Origin of the sequence: Amycolatopsis echigonensis (genome assembly GCF_014174495.1) — a bacterium.
GTDB classification, from domain to species: Bacteria; Actinomycetota; Actinomycetes; order Mycobacteriales; family Pseudonocardiaceae; genus Amycolatopsis; species Amycolatopsis echigonensis.
The window spans coordinates 1-18,711 of record NZ_JACJHR010000055.1 but is presented as its reverse complement, the minus strand read 5'-3'; the positions used below and the strand labels follow the sequence as shown (position 1 = coordinate 18,711).

The window sequence follows — 18,711 nt, the reverse complement described above, 5'->3', positions numbered from 1 at the left end:
GAAGGGCGTAACTCCACATCACGATCCAGTTACCGGGTGTGGCGGGCGCGGAGCTGCCGCGGTTCGCGGCGGACGGCAGCGGCGGCGCTGCCCGCCCGAAACCCGCCGGGAAGCAGGGGGCGCGGAAACAGGTGCGGTTGCCCTGCTGGCCCTTTCTTCGACGGTTGCCCCGCATTCCTGGCCGCAGAATCCGCCGCTGGACAAAATCATCATCGACGTGGCGACGGTGACCGGGACCGGTTGCCCACCGGACACCGCCGCGGTTTCGGTTTCGGCGGACTACCGCGGATTCGGGCACCTCGAAAACGGTGCGTACGGCGTGGAGCGCGCGAACTACTATTTCCAGGGAAACTCGCCGACCGCGTACGAGACGCATCGGCTCGACGGGTTCTACGACAATGACTGGCGGTTCTCGGATTCGACGGACATCGACGCGATTATCTACGAACCGTGCGGCCAGGAGCGCAACCTGAACCTCAACACTGAATTGCGTGCGTATGCCGGTACTTCCGACCCGGCGAAGACGACGAGCTTCCTGACCACGGATTCGACGGACGGCAGTGTTCAGACGGTTTACCGCTTCGCCTGGAAGAGCTGTCCGGCAGTCCGGTAACGGCGCGACCCGGACCCGTGAGCGTTTCCTCGGCCGCTCACGGGTCCGTCTGCGTCACGTTTTCCGCGAGTCTGGTCAGCAATGCGGCCAGGGTCGCGATCTCGTCGTCGGTGAATCCCCGGCGCATCCGTTTGTCGTGCGCGATCGCGGCGTCGGCGAGGCGGTGGAAGGTCCGTTCGCCGTACTCGGTCAGTTCGACCTGGTGCACGCGCCGGTTTTCCGGGTCGCGGGTGCGGGTGAGCAAGCCCGCGGTCTCCATGCCGTTGAGGTGGTGGGTGAGCGTCGCGCCCTGGATGCCGACGGCGTCGGCGAGTTCGCGCTGGCTCGCGTGCCGGCGGGTTTTGAGCGCGATGAGGATCTGCCACACCGGTTGGGAGCCGCCGACCTCGGCCAGCGCGCGGTCGAACGCCTGGCCCGCGGTCTTGGCGGTGCGGGCGAGGAGGACGCCGAGCGGCGGGGTGGCGGGTCGGGGCACGGGGAAGACCGTACACCAGGATCATCGAACTCTAACCGTTTGACGACTAAGGATTAGATGTCTAACGTTTATGGTGTCTCACTGACTGGCGCTGGAGGACATCATGGACCCCGAAGAGATCGCTGAACTGGGCAAACGCTGGGCCGCGGCCGAGGTCGCGGGCGACACGGACACGCTGGGCGGCATGGTCGTCGACGGATTCCGGCTCGTCGGGCCGCTCGGCTTCGTGCTCGACCGGGAGCAGTGGCTGGACCGTTACCGGTCCGGCGCGCTGGCGACGCTCCGGCTCGACTGGCGCGACGTCGAGGTGCGCGTGCACGGCGACACCGCGATCGCGATCGGCGTGCACGATCAGGACGCGACCCACCAGGGCAACCGCGTCGACGGGACGTTCCGGGCGACACACGTGCTCGTCCGCGGCGAGGACGGCTGGCGGATCGCGGGGATGCATCTCAGCCCGATGGGCGCGCCGCCTGCTTTCGCCCGCTGAGCCGGGATCGCGATGCGGGATTGGGCGGCCCAGCAGAGGTATGGCGGAGCGCCACAGTCTCAACGGATGGGCCGCATTGCCCGCGCTGAGAGCGCACTCGACGGATGGGTGCGTCCTCCGCACCCGTGGCGTTGGGTGCAGGGACGCGCCGAACACCACATCGGGCGCGTCCGCGGTGGAGAAAGCGGGTTGTGAAGGGCTCCTTGAGGGAATCTAAGCCCAATGCCAGGGGATTGAGCGGCGTGGCCTCACCGGCTGGTGTGCGTCCACAAAGGACGCCAAGCTCCGCGAAGCGCCCGAGTTGCCACCGTTTGACTGGGTCTAGTGGTCCGTGCCATCAGGCTGGCCCGCTACCGGCTCGCCCGGACCTGCGAGCTCCTTCGACCTGAGGCAGCCGCGCCTTTCGTGCCGACTGAAGCGCTGGCATGGGAATCCAAGTCCGTGAAGGGGCCCTTCACGGACCGGCCGGGCAGTGGTGCCACCCGGTGCAGGGTCAGGGTTTGCGCCACAGGTGGACGGTGGTGTCCGCCGTCGAGCCCGAGGTGGTGGCGACGGTCTTCCGGTCCGGGCTGACCGCGAGCGAGGCGATTCCGGGCAGGCCCGCGCCCTCCTGTTTCCCGTCGAGACCGACGACGGTGAGCGTGCCCGCCGAGAGCGCGAGGAGGTGCTGGTCGTCGAGGCCGGGCAAGGCCATGGCGAACCAGGCGTCGCCGGATTGCTCGTCGATCCGCGTGGGTGCCAGAGTAAAGCCTGGTCGGAGTTCCTTCCGCGTGGCGGTGTCCCACTGCTGCACCCTCGCTGCCTTGCGGGCTTCGCCGCTGGTGGTGATCAGCGTCCGGCTGTCGGGCTGGAAGGCGACGCAACAGAGCCGGTCGTTTTCGGTCCAGGTGATCGGGTCACCGGTCGGCCTCAGCGAAGCTGTGTCCCACAGGCCGAGCTGGCTGGTGTGCGCGGAGTGGCCGTCCCACTGGTACACGGCGAGCGTCCGGCCGTCGGGGCTGAACTCCGAGTGCCGGAAGGTTGCCGGTGTGTCGATGTTGCCGATACGGGTGCGGTCGGCGATCCGCCACAGTTCCAGTCGGCGCGGGGAGTCCATCGGCACCGCCGCGAGGATGCCGTCGGGGCTGATCGTGGGCCAGCCGCCGTCGGGATCGCTGTTCTCGAGCACGAGTGGTGCGCCGGTTTCCCGGCCGGTTCGCGCGTCCCAGGTTTGCGTCGTGAGCTGCTTGTCCTTGACGCGCGAGACGGTCAGGGCGGCGTTGTCGGAGCTGAAGGCCAGTCCGGTGAGGCCGTTGTCGGGGAAGGGGCCGAGGCGCGTGCCGACCGGCTTGCGGGTCACGACATCCAGGACGTCGATGGTGAAGTCGGCGTTCACCGTGGCGAGCAGTCTGCCGTCGTGGCTGAACCGCAGGGCTTCCGGATGACCGCGGGCGAGGAGGAATCCGGATTCGACGAGCGGCGGCTGCGGTGCGGGCGGAAGTGTGGGCGGATTCGGCCACGCGATCCAAGCGGCCAGTCCAGCGATCACCAGGGCGAGCGCGCCGATGAGGAGCCGCCGACGGGGGACCGGGCGTCGCGGGGACGCAGGAGCGTCGGAGAGCTGATAGACGATCGGATCGGGCTCGTCCTGCGGTATCGGCTGGTCGAGGAATGGGGCGAGTTCGGCCGTGCGCTCGGCGATGAGCTTGTCGACGGCGGGCGGCCAGGGGGCGGTCGACGGTCCGAGCACCTCCAGGAGTTCGGCGGCGGTGGGCCGGTCGGCCGGGTTTTCCGCCAGGCATGGGCGGATTGCCTCGGGCAGCGCGGTCTCCGCAGCGGCGGCGAGGAGCGAGCCGAGCGCGTACAGGTCGTCGGCCGGCTCGTCGCCGGTCGCGCGGGCGATCAGCCTGGCTCCGGTGCTGGTGAGCCGGACGTGGGACGGGTCCAGGTTTCCGTGCACCAGTCCGGCGCTGTGGAGCTGAGCCAAGTCGGCCGCGATTCCGGCGGCCAGCCGAAGCACCGCCGGTTCGGGCAGTGTGCCGACGGTGTCGAGGATGTCCCGCAGCGAAGGCCCGGGATGGAACTCGTGCGCGAACCACGGTGTCGCCGCGTCCGGATCGGCTTCGAGAACCGCGCTCAAGGCCGCGGCCTCGGTGCGGAATCCGTTGTCGTCGGCCGAATGCCGGAGGATGAGGGCGACCAGGCGGTCGTCCGGTCCGCTGCCGAGCAGCACCCGGGTCTTCTCGCCTCGGCTCAGTTCCGCGAGCACCCGGTACCGCCCGAGCCAGAGCGGGTCGTCGACCGCCGGTCTTCTCATCAGCTGCCCTCCCCAGAACGCTGTCAGAGACCGTTGATCATGCCAGCTCCGGGCGAGGTACGAGAGGGCAGATTTTCCTGTCGGCAGGGGCATTTCCCGGTCCGGGAGTGATTGAATGCGATCATGGTCGCACTTCGCACACTGGGCTCATCCGACCTCGCCGTCTCCCCGCTGTGCCTCGGCGGGAACGTGTTCGGCTGGACCGCCGACGAACCGGCGTCGTTCGCCGTGCTGGACGCCTACGCCGAGGCGGGCGGCAACTTCCTCGACACGTCCGATTCGTACATGTACCACTTCCCGGGCAACGAGGCCGGGCAGTCCGAGACCATCATCGGCAAGTGGCTCGCCTCGCGCGGGAACCGGGACGGCGTGGTCGTCGCTACGAAGGTCGGCGACCACCCGCAGTTCAAGGGGCTCGCGCCGGCGAACATCAAGGCCGCCGCCGAGGAATCGCTGCGGCGGCTGGGGGTCGACCGGATCGACCTGTACTACACGCATTTCGACGACGAGTCCGTCCCGGTCGAGGACATCGTCACCGCACTCGACGAGCTGGTGAAGGAAGGCAAGGTCCGCGCGATCGCGGCGTCGAACATCAGCCCGGAGCGGCTGACCGCGTCGCTGGAGTTCTCCGACCGCGAAGGCCTGGCGAAGTACGTCGCGCTGCAGCCGCAGTACAACCTCGTCGCGCGGGATGGGTACGAGAGCGAGAAGCGGGCGATCGTGCAGCGGCACGGGCTGGCCTGCGTGCCGTATTTCGGTCTGGCGTCCGGGTTCCTGACCGGCAAGTACCGGCCCGGCGAGCAGGTCGACAACGTCCGAAACCTGCCCGGGCTCGCGGGCGGTTACGCGGACACCGAGCACGGCGTGAAGGTGCTCGCCGCGCTGGAGGAGGTCGCGAAGGCGCGCGGCGCGGAGATGGCGACGGTCGCGCTGGCCTGGCTCGCGCAGCAGCCGACGGTGACCGCGCCGATCGCGTCCGCGCGCACGGTCGAGCAGGTGCCCGCGCTGGTCGCGATCCACGAGGTGCGGCTGAGCGACGACGAGCTGCGGATCCTCGACGCCGCTTCCGCGTAGGTCAGCTGTGCCGCGGCGGGTCCTGTGCGCCGACGCCCAGCACGCGGCCCAGCGCGATGAGCCCTTCGTCGAGATGGCTCAGGCTGGACAGCACGGCGCGGGTCTCGGCCTCGTCGATGCGGTCGGCGACCGGGGTCCCGTCGTCGCGGACGAGTTTGCGCGTCCGCGTGCTGCCCGGATTGCTGACCGCCTCGTGCACCAGGTCGACGTTCGCGATGATCCGGCCGGCGAACTGGTCCAGCCGCTCCGAGACCGGGCCGGCGAGCTGGCCGGGCTGAGCGCGGGCGGCCACGTGCCGGGCGCGGAAGGCGATGCCCTCCAACGTGGTGAGCACGTGCCAGCCGTAGTCGCGCCGGGCGCTGCGCAGGTTGATCGGGTGGGTGAGCGGTTCGATCGTCAGCCGCACCTGCTCGACCGCGCGGTCGAGGTCGCGGGACATCTCGATGATGTTCACGTTCTCGCGGCCGGACAGCAGGGTCGCGGCTGACTCGACGAATTCGTGCAGTTCGTCGAGCGCGACCGCGATGTCGTCCAGCATCACCGCGCGGGTGCGGACCGGCAGCACGACGACGGCGGCGAGCAGCCCGCAGGCCGCGCCGACCGCGGTCTCGGCGACGCGGATCCACAGCACCTCGATGCTGAACGTGCCGAGCAGGCTGTAGAGCAACCCCAGCATGCTCGTCACGAAGAACGCCATCAGGAACTGCGACACGCGCGCGGTGTAGACCATGCCGAAAACGCAGAGCAGCAGGAGCGCGAGGATCGCCGGGGTGTTGCCGCTGACCAGCAGCGCCAGCGCGACGCCGCCGACGATGCCCAGCAGAGTCCCGCCGGTGCGGCGCATGCCTTTCACGAACCGCGCGCCCGCGCTGGACGTGCCGATGAACACGACGAACACCGTCAGCACCGCCCAGTACCAGCGCTGCGGCGAGATCAGCTGCCCGGCCAGCACGGCGAGCCCGCCGCCGAGCACCGCCTGGATCGCCCCGCGGGTCTGGTTGTCGTAGGCGAAGGCCTTGGTCGGTTCGTCTTCCTCGTCCTCTTCGGCGGGGAAGTCCACTCCTGCCTGGCGGCTCGCGGTCCGCTGCGCCCGGTCGTCCGCGACGGCCAGTTCGGCGATCGCCCGGCGGACGCCGTCGCCGGGGTGCGCGCGTTCGTCGATCCGGCTGCCCTCCACGAGCATCCGGCTGTACTCGCCGGTTTCGCTGATCAGCGGCAGGTCGCGCGGATCGCGTTCCATCAGCGACCGGAACCGCGCCAGCCGGGCCACGAGATCGTCCGCGACGCCCTCGGGCAGCGGCTGCGAACACGTCCGCCGCACGGTGATCACGAGCCACTGCACGGCCAGTTCGACCTCGATCACCCGGCGGCGCAGCTGGTCGGCGCGGCGGTCGTCGACCACGTCGGGCGCGTGGTCCTCGATCAGCAGGACGACCTCGTGCAGCCGTTCCATCGAGGTGCGGATCTGCCGGTTGCTGCGGTCCGAACCGCCGGACGAGATGTACGCCTCGGTCGCGCGCACCGCCGCGCCGAGCCGCGCGCGGAACGCCTGCCGGTAGCGGATCAGCTCGCTTTCGGCGTTGCGGCGCAAGAGAAGGAACCGCACGACCGCGTTCGACGCGACGCCGATCGCCAGCGCGATCAGCAGGCGCGGCACCTGCGCGAGGTGCGCCTGCAGGAACATCGGGAAGAAGAACAGGAAGAACGCCATCGACCCGAGCGCGGTGCCGCGCGCGCCGAACCGCTGGACGTACACCGCGACGAAGATCAGCAGCACGAACACGATGCTGTCGAGCGGCGCGTAGGCGGAGCCGAAACAGGCGGTGGTGATCGACGCGGCCCCGACCAGCAACGCGAGCAGCAGCGTGACGGCCTGGCCGCCGCTGGTGGCGTCGTTGACGGTGAACGCGCTCATCATCGCCGCGATGGCCGCGACGAGCGTGGTGGTGAGCGGGAAGTGCAGCGGCTGCAGCGCGAGAACCGCGATCACGATGCCGAGCACCGCCGACGCGGCGAGCCGCAGCCGGACGAGACCGGGATCGGCCGCCGCCAGCCGGTCGAGGAAGGCGTTGCGCACGTCGGTGATCATCGGGCCAGCAGCTCCCACTGGGCGAGGGCGACGCTCCGCCGGGTCGAGGCGCGGACCCGCAGCCGGTAGTGCCGGCACGCGGCAGGCTCGGCGAGCACGAACGGCCGGGTCTGGCGCCGCCAGCGGAACACCTCGCCGGAGCGTTCGTCCAGGGGCCGCCACTGGTGTCCGTCGTCGGAGCCTTCGAGCACCCAGTCCCGCGGATCGCCCGCGCTCCTGCCGGAGGTGAGCGTGTAGAGGACGACTTCACGCGGCTCGCCGTCCGCGGTGAAGGCGACGATCGGCCTGGGCGTGCGGAAGACGGCCTGGGTGCGGCTGGTGTTGTCGGTGAGCGCGGCGACGCCGGTGCCGGTGAGATCGCGGAGCGGCGCGGGGGCGACCGGGGTGACCGGTGCCGAGCCCCAGTCGCCGGGCTCGGCGCGGACGTCGAACTCCAGCACCGCGCCGCAGGCGAGGACCGCGTGCGCGAGAGTCGCCGAAGAATGCGGTTCGCCGTCGACAGTCAGGCCGTGCACGTACGGCGTGTCGGCCGCGCTGTCGGCGGTCGCGGCGCGGGGTGCTCGGATCACCAGGTCCTTTCCGTTCTCGAGGTGCACGGTGGCGGAGCGGAACAACGGCGCGCAGACCGCGTACCGCGGGCTGCCGACGGTCAACGGGTAGAGACCGAGGGCGGTGAAGACATACCAGGCCGACATTTCCCCGTTGTCCTCGTCCCCGGGATAGCCCTGGCCGAGTTCGCCGCCGAGATACAGCCGGCGCAGCACCTCGCGGACGGTCCGCTGCAGTTTCGCCTGCGCCCCGGCGAAGCCGTACACGAACGGGATGTGGTGCGACGGCTGGTTGGAATGCCCGTATTGGCCCATCCGCACGTCCCGGGCCTCGGTCATCTCGTGGATCCGGCCGTTCTGGCCGGTCTCCGGGAGGCGGAAGAACTCGTCGAGTTTCGCCTCGAGACCCGACGGCCCGCCGTGGAGCGCGGCGAGGCCGGGACCGTCGTGCGCCGTGGAGAACGCGGTGTTCCAGGCGTTGGTCTCGACGTAGTCCGGACCCCAGGCCGCGGGATCGAACCCGGCGGCCGGGTGCCGCCAGCCGCCGTCGAGGGTGCGGCCCTGGAAGAAGCCGATCCGCGGGTCGAAGTGGTTGGCGTAGTGCTGGGCGCGCTGCCGGAAGTAGACGGCGTTGTCGGCGAACCGGCGCGCCCGCGCGCCACTGCTTTCCCGGGCGAGCGCGTCGGACAGGTTGGCGAGGCCGTAGTCGTTGAGGCAGCCTTCGAGCGCCCAGGACAGGCCGCCGCGCGTCGAGGCCGGGGTGTAGCCGAGGAAGGCGGAGCGGTCGAGTCCTTTGCGGCCGACACCCGCGCGCGGCGGCGTGACCGTGGCGTTCTTGAGGGCCGCGTCGTAGGCGGCCTCGACGTCGAAGTTCGTGACGCCCTTCAGATAGGCGTCGGCGAACGCGACATCGGAGCTGGTGCCGGTCATCAGGTCGGCGTAGCCGGGGGAGGACCAGCGGGCGATCCAGCCTCCCTCGCGGTACTGCTGCACGAAACCGTCGATCATCCGGCCGCACTGGCGCGGCGCGAGCAGCGCGTACGCGGGCCAGGCGGTGCGGTAGGTGTCCCAGAAGCCGTTGTTGACGTACAACTCGCCGTCCACGACCTTCGCGCCGGTGCGCCGTCGCGTGCTCGGCCGGAAACTCCGCACGACCGGGCTCGCGTGCCGGATGCCGCGCGGCGTGTTCTCGTGCGCGACGTTCGGATACAGGAACAGCCGGTACAGGCATGAGTAGAACGTGGTCAGCTCGTCCTCGGACGCACCCTCCAGCTCGACGCGGCCGAGCACCTCCTGCCAGCGTTCCCGGGCCCGGTCCCGCACCTCGTCGAACGTCGTGCCCGCCGGGATTTCCAGCGTCAGGTTGCGTTTCGCCTGCGCGAGGCTGATCAGCGACGTCGCGATCCGCAGGGTCACCTCGGGCGCGGCGAACTCCAGGCTCCCGGTCACCGTCCGCCAGAATGGCCGCCGGATCCGCCCGCCGCCGGACGGCCGCTGATCAGCCTCCGCGTAGACGAACATCCGCCGCGCGCCGGTCGACAGCCCGCTGCGCACCCACGTGTGCCCGGTGACGCTCCCGCGTTCGGCGTCGATCCGGATACCGCCGCGGTTGCGGGCGTTGTCGAAGAGCACCCAGCCGCGGCCTTCGGGAAACGCGAACCGGAACATCGCCGCGTGCTCGGACGGCGCGACCTCGGCGGTGAGGCCGCCGCGGAACCGGACGCCGTAGTGGTGCGGCCGGTCGGTCTCGTCGTCGTGGCTGAATGACAGCGAACGCCGCACGCGGTCCGGTTCGACTGGGCCGGTCCCGGGAATGAGGTGGAAGGTGTGCCGGTCGCCCATCCACGGACTCGGCTGGTGGCTGAGCCCGAACGCCTGCAGCCGCGGCTCGTTCCGCTCGTCGTTGTGCCGGTGGTAGGAGTAGAACCAGTTCAGCGCCCGCGCGTCGGTGACCGGGGTCCAGAAGTTGAAGCCGTGCGGCACCGCGGTGGCCGGGAAGGTGTTGCCGCGCGAGAACTCGCCGCTGGAATGCGTGCCGCGAGTCGTGCGGACCCAGTCGACCGGGTCGTCGTGCCGCGGCGGACGCTCGGCGATCCGGACGTCGTCCAGCCAGCCGGTGGCGTCGCCGTCGAACCCGGTCTCCAGCAGGATCCGCCGCACCCGCCGTCCCGCGAACGCCCCCAGCGGACGGCGCACCAGGTTCCACTGGTCCACGTAGAGTTTCTTCGGCTCCGGGGAGAACCCGGCGCGGCTGCCGTCGTCGAACTCGACGTCGAGCGTGACGTCGGTGCTGCGGTAGCTCGGCACCGGACCGTCGGACGCCGGGAAGACCACATACGACAGTGCACTGTGGTCAGTGACCGGAATGTCCACCTCGAACAGCACGAGAGTCGGCCCGGCCTGGTAGCGCAACGCTTTCGCCCCGGTGAACCCGACGCCGGTCTTCGCCGTCGGCGACCGCCGCGGCCCGCGGTCCACGCGCGCCCCGGAAGCGACCGGCTGCGGATCGCCCGCTTCGAACGAGGAGAAGAACGCAGCCGTGGTCACGGCCCCCACGGTAATCGCTCCCGCACCGGCTGTGCCGGATCAGCTCGCGGTGAGCCGGATCAACCCCGCGTCGGTCGGGACGAACCCGCAGGAGCCGAAGTAGAACGGCCGCAGGTGCGGTTCGAAGTCCACGTGCAGCCACTCACAGCCCGCGTCCCGAGCGGCGTCCCGCGCCCGGCCGACGAGTTCAGTGCCGATGCCGCGGTGCTGCCAGTCCGCGTGCACCTTCGGATCGAGGAGGAACGCGTGGTCCGCGCCGTCCCAGGCCAGGTTCGCGAACCCCACCAGGTCGTCGCCGTCGTGCGCGCTGACCCAGCCGAGACTGTGCCGCCTCGCCCGATCCCACCAGCCGGGCTCCGCGTTTCCGCCGTGCGCTTCGGTGAGCGCGACGAGCTGCGCGTCGGTCAGGTCGGCGCGCCAGGCGTAGGTGATCTTCATGCGTGCGACGCTCCCATGCCGCCGGATCCGGGAGCGACCCAATAACGCCGTGAAGGGCTCCTTGAAGGAATCAGATTCCCTCAAGGAGCCCTTCACGGACAATCGATCAGAACTGCGCGCACTGCCCCGCGGACGGGCCGCGGACGGTGTTGGCGAGGTCGTGATCGGTCGGGGCGGGGGAGTTGCCCGTGCAGGCCAGCGGCCCGCCCACGGTGCTGCTCGTGATCAGCGGCCCCTGGTTGCCGGTCAGGTTCACCGGGCCGGAGATGTCGGTCAGCTCGATCGACACCGGACCGGTGCTGCCGGTGATCGACACCGGACCGGCCACCTTCGTCCGGTTCAGCACCACCTGCGCCGCGCCGGCCGCCGTGACCGGGCCGGTGATCTGGCCGCCGCGCACGATCAGCGAAGCGCCGCGCTCCACGTTCACCGGACCCGACAGCGTCGCACCGTTCAGGCACACCGCGCCGCTCGACACCGTCAGCGGACCGTTCTGCACGCCGGTCAGCGTCTTCGTGCACGACGCGTCCGGACGGCCCAGCAGCTCGAGCTCCGACAGCGTCGCCGGACCGCCGGTGGTCGCGGTGATCTCCAGCCGGTAGTAGGCGTAGTGCGCCGGGTTCTTCACCGCGAACGCCCGGGTCTGCTGCCGCCACGGGAACGACTGGTCGGTCTGCTGATCGGCGACCGTCCAGTTCTTCCCGTCATACGAACCCTTCAGCGTCCAGCTCTTGGCGTCGCCCGGATCCGTGCCGGAGGTGAGCGTGTAGTGCGTGACCGCCTCGTCCGTCGACTTCAGCTGGTACTGCACCGCACCGGTCACCTTCGCCTGCGTGCGCGAGGTGTTGTCCAGCAACGCCGACGCGTCCGAACCGTCCGAAGTGGACAGCGTGCCCAGCCCCGGCCCGGTCTCGTCGTGCAGCGGCGTCGGCACCGCGTCGCCCGTGGTGATCGACTTCGGCGCGTCGTCCGGCCCGGTGCCCCACGTCGACGGGTTCGGGCCCATGTCGAAGTCGAGCGTGGCGCCGTGGGCGAGCACGTCGTGCGGCAGCGACGTCGACGTCCAGTTCTTTCCGTTGACCTTCAGGCCCTGGACGTAGACGTTCTTCGCCGAGTTCTTCGGCGCGTTGATCACCAGGTCCCCGCCGGGAAGGTGCACGGTCGCCTTGGTGAACAGCGGCGACCCGATCGCGTAGTTCGGGCTGCCCATCTGCAGCGGGTAGAAGCCCAGCGAGCTGAACACGTACCACGCGGACATCTCGCCGTTGTCCTCGTCGCCCGGGTAGCCCTGGCCCAATTCGCTGCCGGTGTACAGCCGCGACACCGCTTCGCGCACCTTCGCCTGCGTCTTCGCCGGCTGGCCCGCGTAGTCGTACATGTAGAGGATGTGGTGCGAGGGCTGGTTGGAGTGGCCGTACTGGCCCATCCGCACGTCCCGCGCCTCCCGCATCTCGTGGATCGTGCCGCCGTAGCTGCCCGGGTAGTTCGCGGTCTCCTGGTCGGCGAAGAACTGGTCGAGCTTGGCGCCCAGCTTGTCCTTGCCGCCGTAGAGATTCGCCAGCCCCTGCCCGTCCTGCGGCACGGTGAAGGCCATGTTCCAGCCGTCGGTCTCGGTGTAGTCCCCGCCCCACACCCGCGGGTCGTAGGACGCCTTGTCCTTCGTGAACTTCCCGCTCGCGTCCTTGCCCTGGAAGAACCCGGTGCTCGGGTCGAACAGGTTCACGTACTGCTGCGCCCGGCTGGTGAAGTACTGGTAGTTCTCCAGGTACTCCGCCTTGCGCGGGTCGTTCGCCGCGGCCTCGTCGTACAGCTTCTTCGACAGGTTCGCGATGCCGAAGTCGTTGACGTAGCCCTCGATCGCCCACGAGAAGCCCTCGCCGGTCGAGTTCGGCGTGTAGCCCAGGAACTCCGACTGGTCCAGACCCTTGCGGCCGACCGCCGAGTTCGGCGGCGTCACCGTGGCGTTCTTCAGCGCCGCGTCATAGGCGGACTTGACGTCGAAGTTCGTCACGCCCTTCTGGTAGGCGTCGGCGAAGGCGACGTCCGAGCTCGTGCCGGTCATCAGGTCCGCGTACCCGGGGGAGGACCAGCGCGCGATCCAGCCGCCGTCGCGGTACTGCTGCACGAAACCGTCCACCATCTTGCCCGCCATGTCCGGCGTGAGCAGCGAATACGCCGGCCACGTCGTGCGGTAGGTGTCCCAGAACCCGTTGTTCACATAGGTCTGGCCGTCCACGACCTTCGAACCGGTCTGCGTCGCGGTGTCGGTGCCGGTCTTCGGCGAAACCGGGCTGGCGTACTGGTACTTCGGCGCCTCCTTCGTGCCGACGTTCTCGAAGCCCTCGTTCGGGTACAGGAACAGCCGGTACAGGTTGGAGTACAGCGTCTCCAGCTGGTCCTTCGACGCGCCCTGCACCTCGATCACGCCGAGCTGCTTGTCCCACGCCTGCTGCGCCGCGTCGCGCACCTGGTCGAACCCGGCGTTCGGGGCGATCTCCTGCTCCAGGTTCTTCTTCGCCTGGTCGACGCTGATCAGCGACGTCGCGATCCGCATCGTCACGGTCTTGTCCGCGCCCGCGTCGAACCGCAGGTAGCCGGTCACGTTGTCCCGGTTCTGCCCGGTGAGCTTGCCGCCGGTCGTGACGGGCTTGTCGAACGTCGCGTAGACGAACATCCGCCCCGCGCCCGCGGACAAGCCGCTCTTGGCGTCGGAGTACCCGCTCAGCGTGCCGTGCGCCGGGTCGAGCGTGAGCCCGCCGGAGTTGTTGACGTTGTCGAAGATCAGGCTGGAATCCGTGCCCGGGAAGGAGAACCGCATCATCGCCGCGTGATCGGTCGGCGCGATCTCGGTCTTGATCCCGTTCTGGAACGTGACGCCGTAGTAATGCGCCCGCGCCACCTCGTTGTCGTGCGTGAACGGCAGCGCCCGCTTGTCGCGGTTCGCGTCCGGCACCCCGCTCGCGGCCGACGGCATCACCTGGAAGCTCTGCCGGTCGCCCATCCACGGGCTCGGCTCGTGGCTCACGCTGAACGCCTGCAGCTGCGGGAGATTGTCCGCGTTGTTCTGCGAGTGGTAGTTGTACAGCCAGCTCGCCGAACCCGCGTCGGTCACCGGCGTCCAGAAGTTGAACCCGTGCGGCACCGCGGTCGCCGGGAAGTTGTTCCCCCGCGAGAACGTGCCGTTCGCCATGGTGCCGCGCGTGGTCAGCACGTTGTCGCTGGGCCGGGTGCTGGCCGGCGGCGTCGGCGTCGCGGAGATCTTCAGATCGTCCAGCCAGCCCGCGAACTGCGCCGGGCCGTTCGGGTTGTCGTAGCCGATCGCGATCCGGTCGATCGTCTTGCCCGCGGCAACCCGCCCGATCGCCGAACGCACCAGGTTCCACTGGTTCGCGTAGAGGACCTTGCTCGCGCCCTGGCCCTCCGGCGTCAGCGGGAACCCGTACTGGTCGGTCGCGCCGAGGTCGCGCAGATGCGTGCCGTCGGTGAAGTCCAGGTCGACCGCGACGTTCGTGCTCGGGTACTTCAGATCGCCCTCGACGAACTGCGGCTGCACCTTGTAGGACAGCTCGCTCGTCCCGGTCACCGGGATGTCGACGTCGTAGATCTTGTTGTAGGAGTAGCCGTGCCCGGCGGCGGGCTGGCTGCCGGAGTAGCGGAACGCCTTCTTGCCGGTGAACCCGACCCGGTTCTTGTTCGTGTAGCCGGACGTCGGGCCCGAGTCCACGACGCTGCGCATGTTCGGCAACGGCGGCGGGGCCGGATCGTCGTTGGCCAGCAGCAGCTCGGACATCTGCATGATGTCGTCGCCGTTGTTGCGCGTGACATTCAGCCGGTAGTAGGTGTAGGCGGCGCTCGGCGCGGCCAGCTTGTAGTCGTTCTGCTGGAAGCGGTTGGCGAACGACTGCCCGGACTGCTTGTCCAGATCCGTCCACTGCTGCGCGTCGTTCGAGCCCTGCAGCGTCCAGTCCCGCGGGTCCCGGCCGGGGAAGTCGTTGGCCGAGCTGACCGCGTAGTGCGTGATCGCGGTCGGCGCGGACAGCGTGAACGTGACCGACGCGGTCGGGTCCCACGACAGCCACTTCGTGGCGGTGCTGCCGTCGACCAGATTCGCGGCGACCTCGCCGCCGCCGGTGTTCTCGCTGGTCGCGGTGATGTCGGTGATCTTGCCCCGGATGTCGCCGGGGATCGTGGTCCCGTTCGCGCCGTTGACGCCCGAGGCGCGCGGCTTCCCGGCGGCATCGGTGTCGACAGCGTCCTGGATCGGTTGCGGATCGTTCGGCTCGAACGAGGAAACGAAGTCCGGCGGGGCGGCCTCGCCCGGCGCGGCACCGGCCGCGGCGGGCAGGACGACCAGGCCCGCCGCCGCCACCGCCGCGGCGAGCACGGCGTGCAACGGTCTGGCGCTTCGGGGCATCATTGCTCCCAGTTGGTCAGGGGATCGGGGGCCCGGGACTCGGAAATCCCGGGGCCCCGGAAGCTCAACTCGCGGGTGACATCGATGTCAAGGCCGCCCCGCAATCCTGACCGGAAACGGACAACCACCGAGGGTCGCCGTTACGGCAACCGGGTGTCGCCCGCGCCCGCCGGCTCCCGCGGACCGTCGGTGAGGCTCAGCTTTCCTCAGGGACGCCGTCACGGACTTCGGCGCCGGCCGCCAGGGCCCGCGTGCGGCCGGTCGAGCGCACCGGCGCCCGGGTCCGGCGGGTATAACGGTGGTCATGCCAGACGACGCCATCGATCCCGACGAGGAGGCCCGCCGCCGGGCCGGACTCGCCCTCGCCAACGGCGACCCCACCGGGTGGTTCGAGCCCCTCTACGCCGCGGCGGAAGCGGGCGAGGCCGTCCTGCCGTGGTACCGCGGCGAGCCCTCGCCGGAACTCGCCGCGTGGGTCGCGGAGCGGCCGGGCAACGGACGTCGCGCGCTCGTCGTCGGGTGCGGGATGGCCGACGACGCCGAACTCCTCGCCGCCGCCGGATACGAGACGTCCGCATTCGACGTGTCGCCCAGCGCGATCAAAGCCGTGCTCAACCGCTTCCCGGACACCGTCGTCTCCTACCGCACCGCGGACCTGCTCACCCCGCCCGCGGAATTCCACTACGCCTTCGACCTGGTCGTGGAGATCATGACCGTCCAGTCGATGCCGAAGGACGCCCACGACCCGGCCATCGCCTCGGTGTCCGGGTTCGTCGCCCCGGGCGGAACGCTCGTCGTCGGCGCGGTCGCCGAGGAAAACATCGACCTCGCCACCTGGTCCGGGCCGCCGTGGCCGCTCAGCAAGGCCGAGGTCGAGTCCTTCGCCCGCGACGGCGTCACCCTGACCTCGCTGGAGCGCGTCCGCGACGACAGCCGCTGGTGGGCGGAGTTCACCCGCTGATGTCCGAGGACCGTCCCGCCACGAGCCACGAACGCCACGCCGGCCGTCCGTGGGACGAGTCCTATCAGGACGGTCGCCCGCCGTGGGACCTCGGCCGCCCGCAACCGGCGATCGCGGAACTCGCCGCCGAGGAGGGCGCGTTCCGCGGCACGGTTCTCGACGCCGGATGCGGCACCGGCGAGAACGCGCTGCACCTCGCCGCGGCCGGACTGTCCATTGTGGGCATCGACGTGGCGGAAACCGCTGTCGCGCAAGCGAAAGAGAAGGCCCGCGACCGCGGTCTCGCGGCCGAGTTCGCGGTCGGCGACGCGTTCCGGCTGTCCGCGTTGAACCGGACCTTCGACACCGTCCTCGACTGCGGCCTGTTCCACACCCTCGACGCCCGGGAACGCGAGACCTACGTCGCCAGCCTCGCGTCCGTCACCGAACCGGGCGCGAGGCTGCACGTCCTGTGCTTCCGCGACGCGGGTGCCGGCTCCGGGCCGCATCCCGTCACCCGCGCGGAGTTCGAAGCGCCGTTCACCCGCGAAACCGGTTGGCAGATCGAGACAATGCGCGACAGCCGGATCCTCGCGCGATTCGCGCCGGACGGGCTTCCCGCCTGGCTCGCGACGATCCGGCGCGTCAGCGCCTGACCGCTCAGCAGGACTCCAGGAACCGCGTCAGCACCCGCGTGCCGAACCGCAGCCCGTCGACCGGAACCCGCTCGTCCACGCCGTGCGCCATCGCCCGGTACGGGAAGCCTTCCGGCAGCGCCAGGGGAGCGAAGCCGTAGCACGCCATCCCCAGCTGCGTGAACGCTTTCGCGTCCGTCCCGCCGCCCATGCAGTACGGCACCACGACCGCCTCCGGGTCCTCCGCCCGCAGCGCGCCGGCCATCGCGTCGAACCACGGCGAATCGACCGGAGCCTGCACCGGTGGCTGATGCGCCACGAATTCCCGTGTGACACCCTCGCCCAGCAACGAATCCAGCACCGCGAACAGCTCGTCCTCGGTCCCCGGCAACACCCGGACGTCGACCTGCGCGGTCGCGGTCGATGGGATCACGTTCACCTTGTATCCGGCGTCGAGCATCGTCGGCGTGGTGCTGTTGCGCACCGTCGGCACCACCAGCGACCCGGCCGTCCCCAGCCGCGCCACGGTTTCGTCCACCGCGTCACCCGACGAAAGATCCACCGGCACGCCCAACGCCGCACCAGTGCGTTCCAGGAACGCGCGCACGGTCGGCGTCAGCTGCACCGGCCAGCGATGCTCGGCGATCCGCCGCAACGCCCCGACCAGCCGCACGATCGCGTTCTCCGAGTTCGGCCGCGACCCGTGCCCGGCCCGTCCGCGCGCGGTCAGCCGCAGGTGCGCGGTGCCGCGCTCAGCCGTGGCGACCGGGTACAGCCGCACTTTCCGGCCGTCGGAGGCGGACACGTGGTAGCTGTACCCGCCGGATTCGCTGATCGCCGCCGCGCAGCCCTCGAACAGGTCCGCGTGCTCCTTGACCAGCCAGTGCGCGCCGTAGTCGCCGCGGTCCTCCTCGTCGGCCACGAACGCCAGCACGAGATCCCGCCGCGGCCGCAGCCCGGACGCGACGGCGGCCAGCACCATCGCGCAGAAATCCTTCATGTCGACCGCGCCGCGGCCCCACAGGAACCCGTCTCGCACCTCGCCGGAAAACGGCGGTACAGACCAATCGGCCGCGGCCGCGGGCACCACGTCCAGATGCCCCTGCACGAGCAGCGCGGGCAGCGTCGGATCGGTGCCCGGGATCCGCGCGACCACGTTCGAACGCTGGAGTTCGGGCTCCAGAATCCGCGCCGAAACCCCGTACTGGCCGAGGAATTCGGCAACGTACTCGGCGGCGAGGCGTTCGCCCGCGGCCTCGCCTCCGCCGTAGTTGGTGGTGTCGAACCGGATCAGGTCCGCGCACAGCGAAACAACGTCGATCTCAGCCATAAATGCCCTGCACCGCCCCCGCCGCGATGGCCGTGACCACCTTGAACGCCTTCATCGCCTCGGTCATGCTCGGCGCCTCGAACGCGACCCGGCGCGTCCCGGTCTGCTCCACGGTCGGGATCACCGCGGTCGCCTGCGCCAGATGGCTCGCGTCGAACTCGACCTCGATCCGGTGCCGTCCCGGCGTCCGCTCGACGCGTCCGGCGCGCGCCATCGCCTCGCGCGCGCCGCTTTCCAGCAGCCGTGCCGTGCGCGCCGGCGGCAGGCAGATCGCCGCGTACCGGCTCACGCATTCCTTGACCTGCACCAGTTCCGCGTGCGGCGCGTAGTCGCGCGCGTCCTCGCAGGTCTGGTCGTCGCCGCTGACCAGCAGCACCGGCACGCCGTACTCGCCGGCCATCGCCGCGTTCAGCCTGCCCTCGCTCGCCGGCACGTCGTCCAGCCACACGCCGGTGATCTGGTTCTCCAGGTACGTGTGCGAAAGGACGCCGTCGAACCCCGCCCCGGCGTGGTAGCCGAGGAACACCACACCGTCCACACCGGAATCGATGCCCTGCATCATCGACAGCGGCTTGTGCCGCCCGGTCAGCATCCGCGCGCGTTCGTCGAGGTCTTCCAGCAGCAGGTTGCGCTGCGACGAATGCGCCTCGTTGACGAGCACGTCGCTCGCGCCCCCCGCGTACAGGCCGGCCAGCACCGCGTTGACGTCGCCGGTGAACATGCGCCGGAACCGCTGCCACTGCGGGCTCCCGGGCACGACGTCGTCGGTCCAGGTGACCCCCGTGGCGCCTTCCATGTCGGCCGAGATCAGGATCCGCATGC

At 70.2% G+C, this 18,711-nt stretch carries 13 protein-coding genes; 5 read left to right on the top strand and 8 right to left on the bottom strand.

Annotated elements, in window-relative coordinates:
* The first annotated feature begins 145 nt into the window (after window positions 1–145).
* Window positions 146–613, top strand: a complete 468-nt coding sequence (locus H5411_RS30780) for a DUF4360 domain-containing protein (RefSeq protein ID WP_101441345.1) — start codon at window positions 146–148, stop codon at window positions 611–613.
* 37 nt (window positions 614–650) lie between these two features.
* On the opposite strand, the gene H5411_RS30775 is transcribed toward H5411_RS30780, so the two are convergent.
* Window positions 651–1,088: a MarR family winged helix-turn-helix transcriptional regulator gene (locus tag H5411_RS30775; protein ID WP_101440115.1), complete on the bottom strand. Its 438-nt coding sequence runs from the start codon at window positions 1,086–1,088 to the stop codon at window positions 651–653.
* Window positions 1,089–1,191: 103 nt separating this feature from the next.
* Between H5411_RS30775 and H5411_RS30770 the strand changes: the two genes are divergently transcribed.
* A complete protein-coding gene (locus tag H5411_RS30770) occupies window positions 1,192–1,578 on the top strand; it encodes a nuclear transport factor 2 family protein (RefSeq protein WP_101440114.1) in 387 nt (128 codons plus the stop codon).
* Window positions 1,579–2,071: 493 nt separating this feature from the next.
* On the opposite strand, the gene H5411_RS30765 is transcribed toward H5411_RS30770, so the two are convergent.
* The gene (locus tag H5411_RS30765; protein ID WP_101440113.1) at window positions 2,072–3,874 is read right to left on the bottom strand and encodes a WD40 repeat domain-containing protein kinase family protein; all 1,803 of its coding nucleotides are present in this window, start codon (window positions 3,872–3,874) and stop codon (window positions 2,072–2,074) included.
* Between the two features lie 123 nt (window positions 3,875–3,997).
* Between H5411_RS30765 and H5411_RS30760 the strand changes: the two genes are divergently transcribed.
* On the top strand, window positions 3,998–4,948 hold the full coding sequence (locus H5411_RS30760; RefSeq protein WP_101440112.1) for an aldo/keto reductase: 951 nt from the start codon (window positions 3,998–4,000) through the stop codon (window positions 4,946–4,948).
* Between the two features lies 1 nt (window position 4,949).
* On the opposite strand, the gene H5411_RS30755 is transcribed toward H5411_RS30760, so the two are convergent.
* The 4 genes from H5411_RS30755 to H5411_RS30740 all read right to left on the bottom strand — a co-directional run bounded on the left by H5411_RS30755 (window position 4,950) and on the right by H5411_RS30740 (window position 14,984).
* Complete coding sequence (locus H5411_RS30755) at window positions 4,950–7,037, bottom strand: FUSC family protein (RefSeq protein ID WP_101440111.1); 2,088 nt, start codon at window positions 7,035–7,037, stop codon at window positions 4,950–4,952.
* Entirely contained in the window at window positions 7,034–10,132 is a 3,099-nt protein-coding gene (locus tag H5411_RS30750) for a GH92 family glycosyl hydrolase (RefSeq protein WP_101440110.1), read from the bottom strand. Before H5411_RS30750 ends, H5411_RS30755 begins: the two co-directional genes overlap by 4 nt.
* A gap of 39 nt (window positions 10,133–10,171) precedes the next feature.
* Entirely contained in the window at window positions 10,172–10,570 is a 399-nt protein-coding gene (locus H5411_RS30745; RefSeq protein ID WP_101440109.1) for a GNAT family N-acetyltransferase, read from the bottom strand.
* Window positions 10,571–10,676: 106 nt separating this feature from the next.
* Window positions 10,677–14,984: a GH92 family glycosyl hydrolase gene (locus H5411_RS30740; protein ID WP_183125869.1), complete on the bottom strand. Its 4,308-nt coding sequence runs from the start codon at window positions 14,982–14,984 to the stop codon at window positions 10,677–10,679.
* A gap of 304 nt (window positions 14,985–15,288) precedes the next feature.
* Between H5411_RS30740 and H5411_RS30735 the strand changes: the two genes are divergently transcribed.
* Together H5411_RS30735 and H5411_RS30730 are read left to right on the top strand one after the other, a co-directional pair.
* Window positions 15,289–15,945 carry a class I SAM-dependent methyltransferase gene (locus tag H5411_RS30735; protein ID WP_101441343.1) on the top strand — a complete coding sequence of 219 codons (657 nt, stop codon included), beginning with the start codon at window positions 15,289–15,291 and terminating at the stop codon, window positions 15,943–15,945.
* A complete protein-coding gene (locus tag H5411_RS30730) occupies window positions 15,945–16,580 on the top strand; it encodes a class I SAM-dependent methyltransferase (protein WP_101440108.1) in 636 nt (211 codons plus the stop codon). The genes H5411_RS30735 and H5411_RS30730 overlap by 1 nt, the downstream gene beginning before the upstream one ends.
* Window positions 16,581–16,584: 4 nt before the next feature.
* Here H5411_RS30730 and H5411_RS30725 read toward each other — a convergent pair whose 3' ends face one another.
* Both H5411_RS30725 and H5411_RS30720 read right to left on the bottom strand, forming a co-directional pair.
* On the bottom strand, window positions 16,585–17,889 hold the full coding sequence (locus H5411_RS30725) for a M20/M25/M40 family metallo-hydrolase (protein WP_101440107.1): 1,305 nt from the start codon (window positions 17,887–17,889) through the stop codon (window positions 16,585–16,587).
* Entirely contained in the window at window positions 17,882–18,709 is an 828-nt protein-coding gene (locus H5411_RS30720; protein ID WP_101440106.1) for a M55 family metallopeptidase, read from the bottom strand. The genes H5411_RS30725 and H5411_RS30720 overlap by 8 nt, the downstream gene beginning before the upstream one ends.
* Window positions 18,710–18,711 lie beyond the last annotated feature (2 nt).

Bases quoted from the DNA above. Each gene is read 5' to 3' on its own strand.
- H5411_RS30770 (WP_101440114.1), top strand. From the start codon at position 1,192: ATGGACCCCGAAGAGATCGCTGAACTGGGCAAACGCTGGGCCGCGGCC.
- H5411_RS30765 (WP_101440113.1), bottom strand. From the start codon at position 3,874: ATGAGAAGACCGGCGGTCGACGACCCGCTCTGGCTCGGGCGGTACCGG.
- H5411_RS30760 (WP_101440112.1), top strand. From the start codon at position 3,998: ATGGTCGCACTTCGCACACTGGGCTCATCCGACCTCGCCGTCTCCCCG.
- H5411_RS30755 (WP_101440111.1), bottom strand. From the start codon at position 7,037: ATGATCACCGACGTGCGCAACGCCTTCCTCGACCGGCTGGCGGCGGCC.
- H5411_RS30745 (WP_101440109.1), bottom strand. From the start codon at position 10,570: ATGAAGATCACCTACGCCTGGCGCGCCGACCTGACCGACGCGCAGCTC.
- H5411_RS30740 (WP_183125869.1), bottom strand. From the start codon at position 14,984: ATGCCCCGAAGCGCCAGACCGTTGCACGCCGTGCTCGCCGCGGCGGTG.
- H5411_RS30735 (WP_101441343.1), top strand. From the start codon at position 15,289: ATGCCAGACGACGCCATCGATCCCGACGAGGAGGCCCGCCGCCGGGCC.
- H5411_RS30730 (WP_101440108.1), top strand. From the start codon at position 15,945: ATGTCCGAGGACCGTCCCGCCACGAGCCACGAACGCCACGCCGGCCGT.
- H5411_RS30725 (WP_101440107.1), bottom strand. From the start codon at position 17,889: ATGGCTGAGATCGACGTTGTTTCGCTGTGCGCGGACCTGATCCGGTTC.
- H5411_RS30720 (WP_101440106.1), bottom strand. From the start codon at position 18,709: ATGCGGATCCTGATCTCGGCCGACATGGAAGGCGCCACGGGGGTCACC.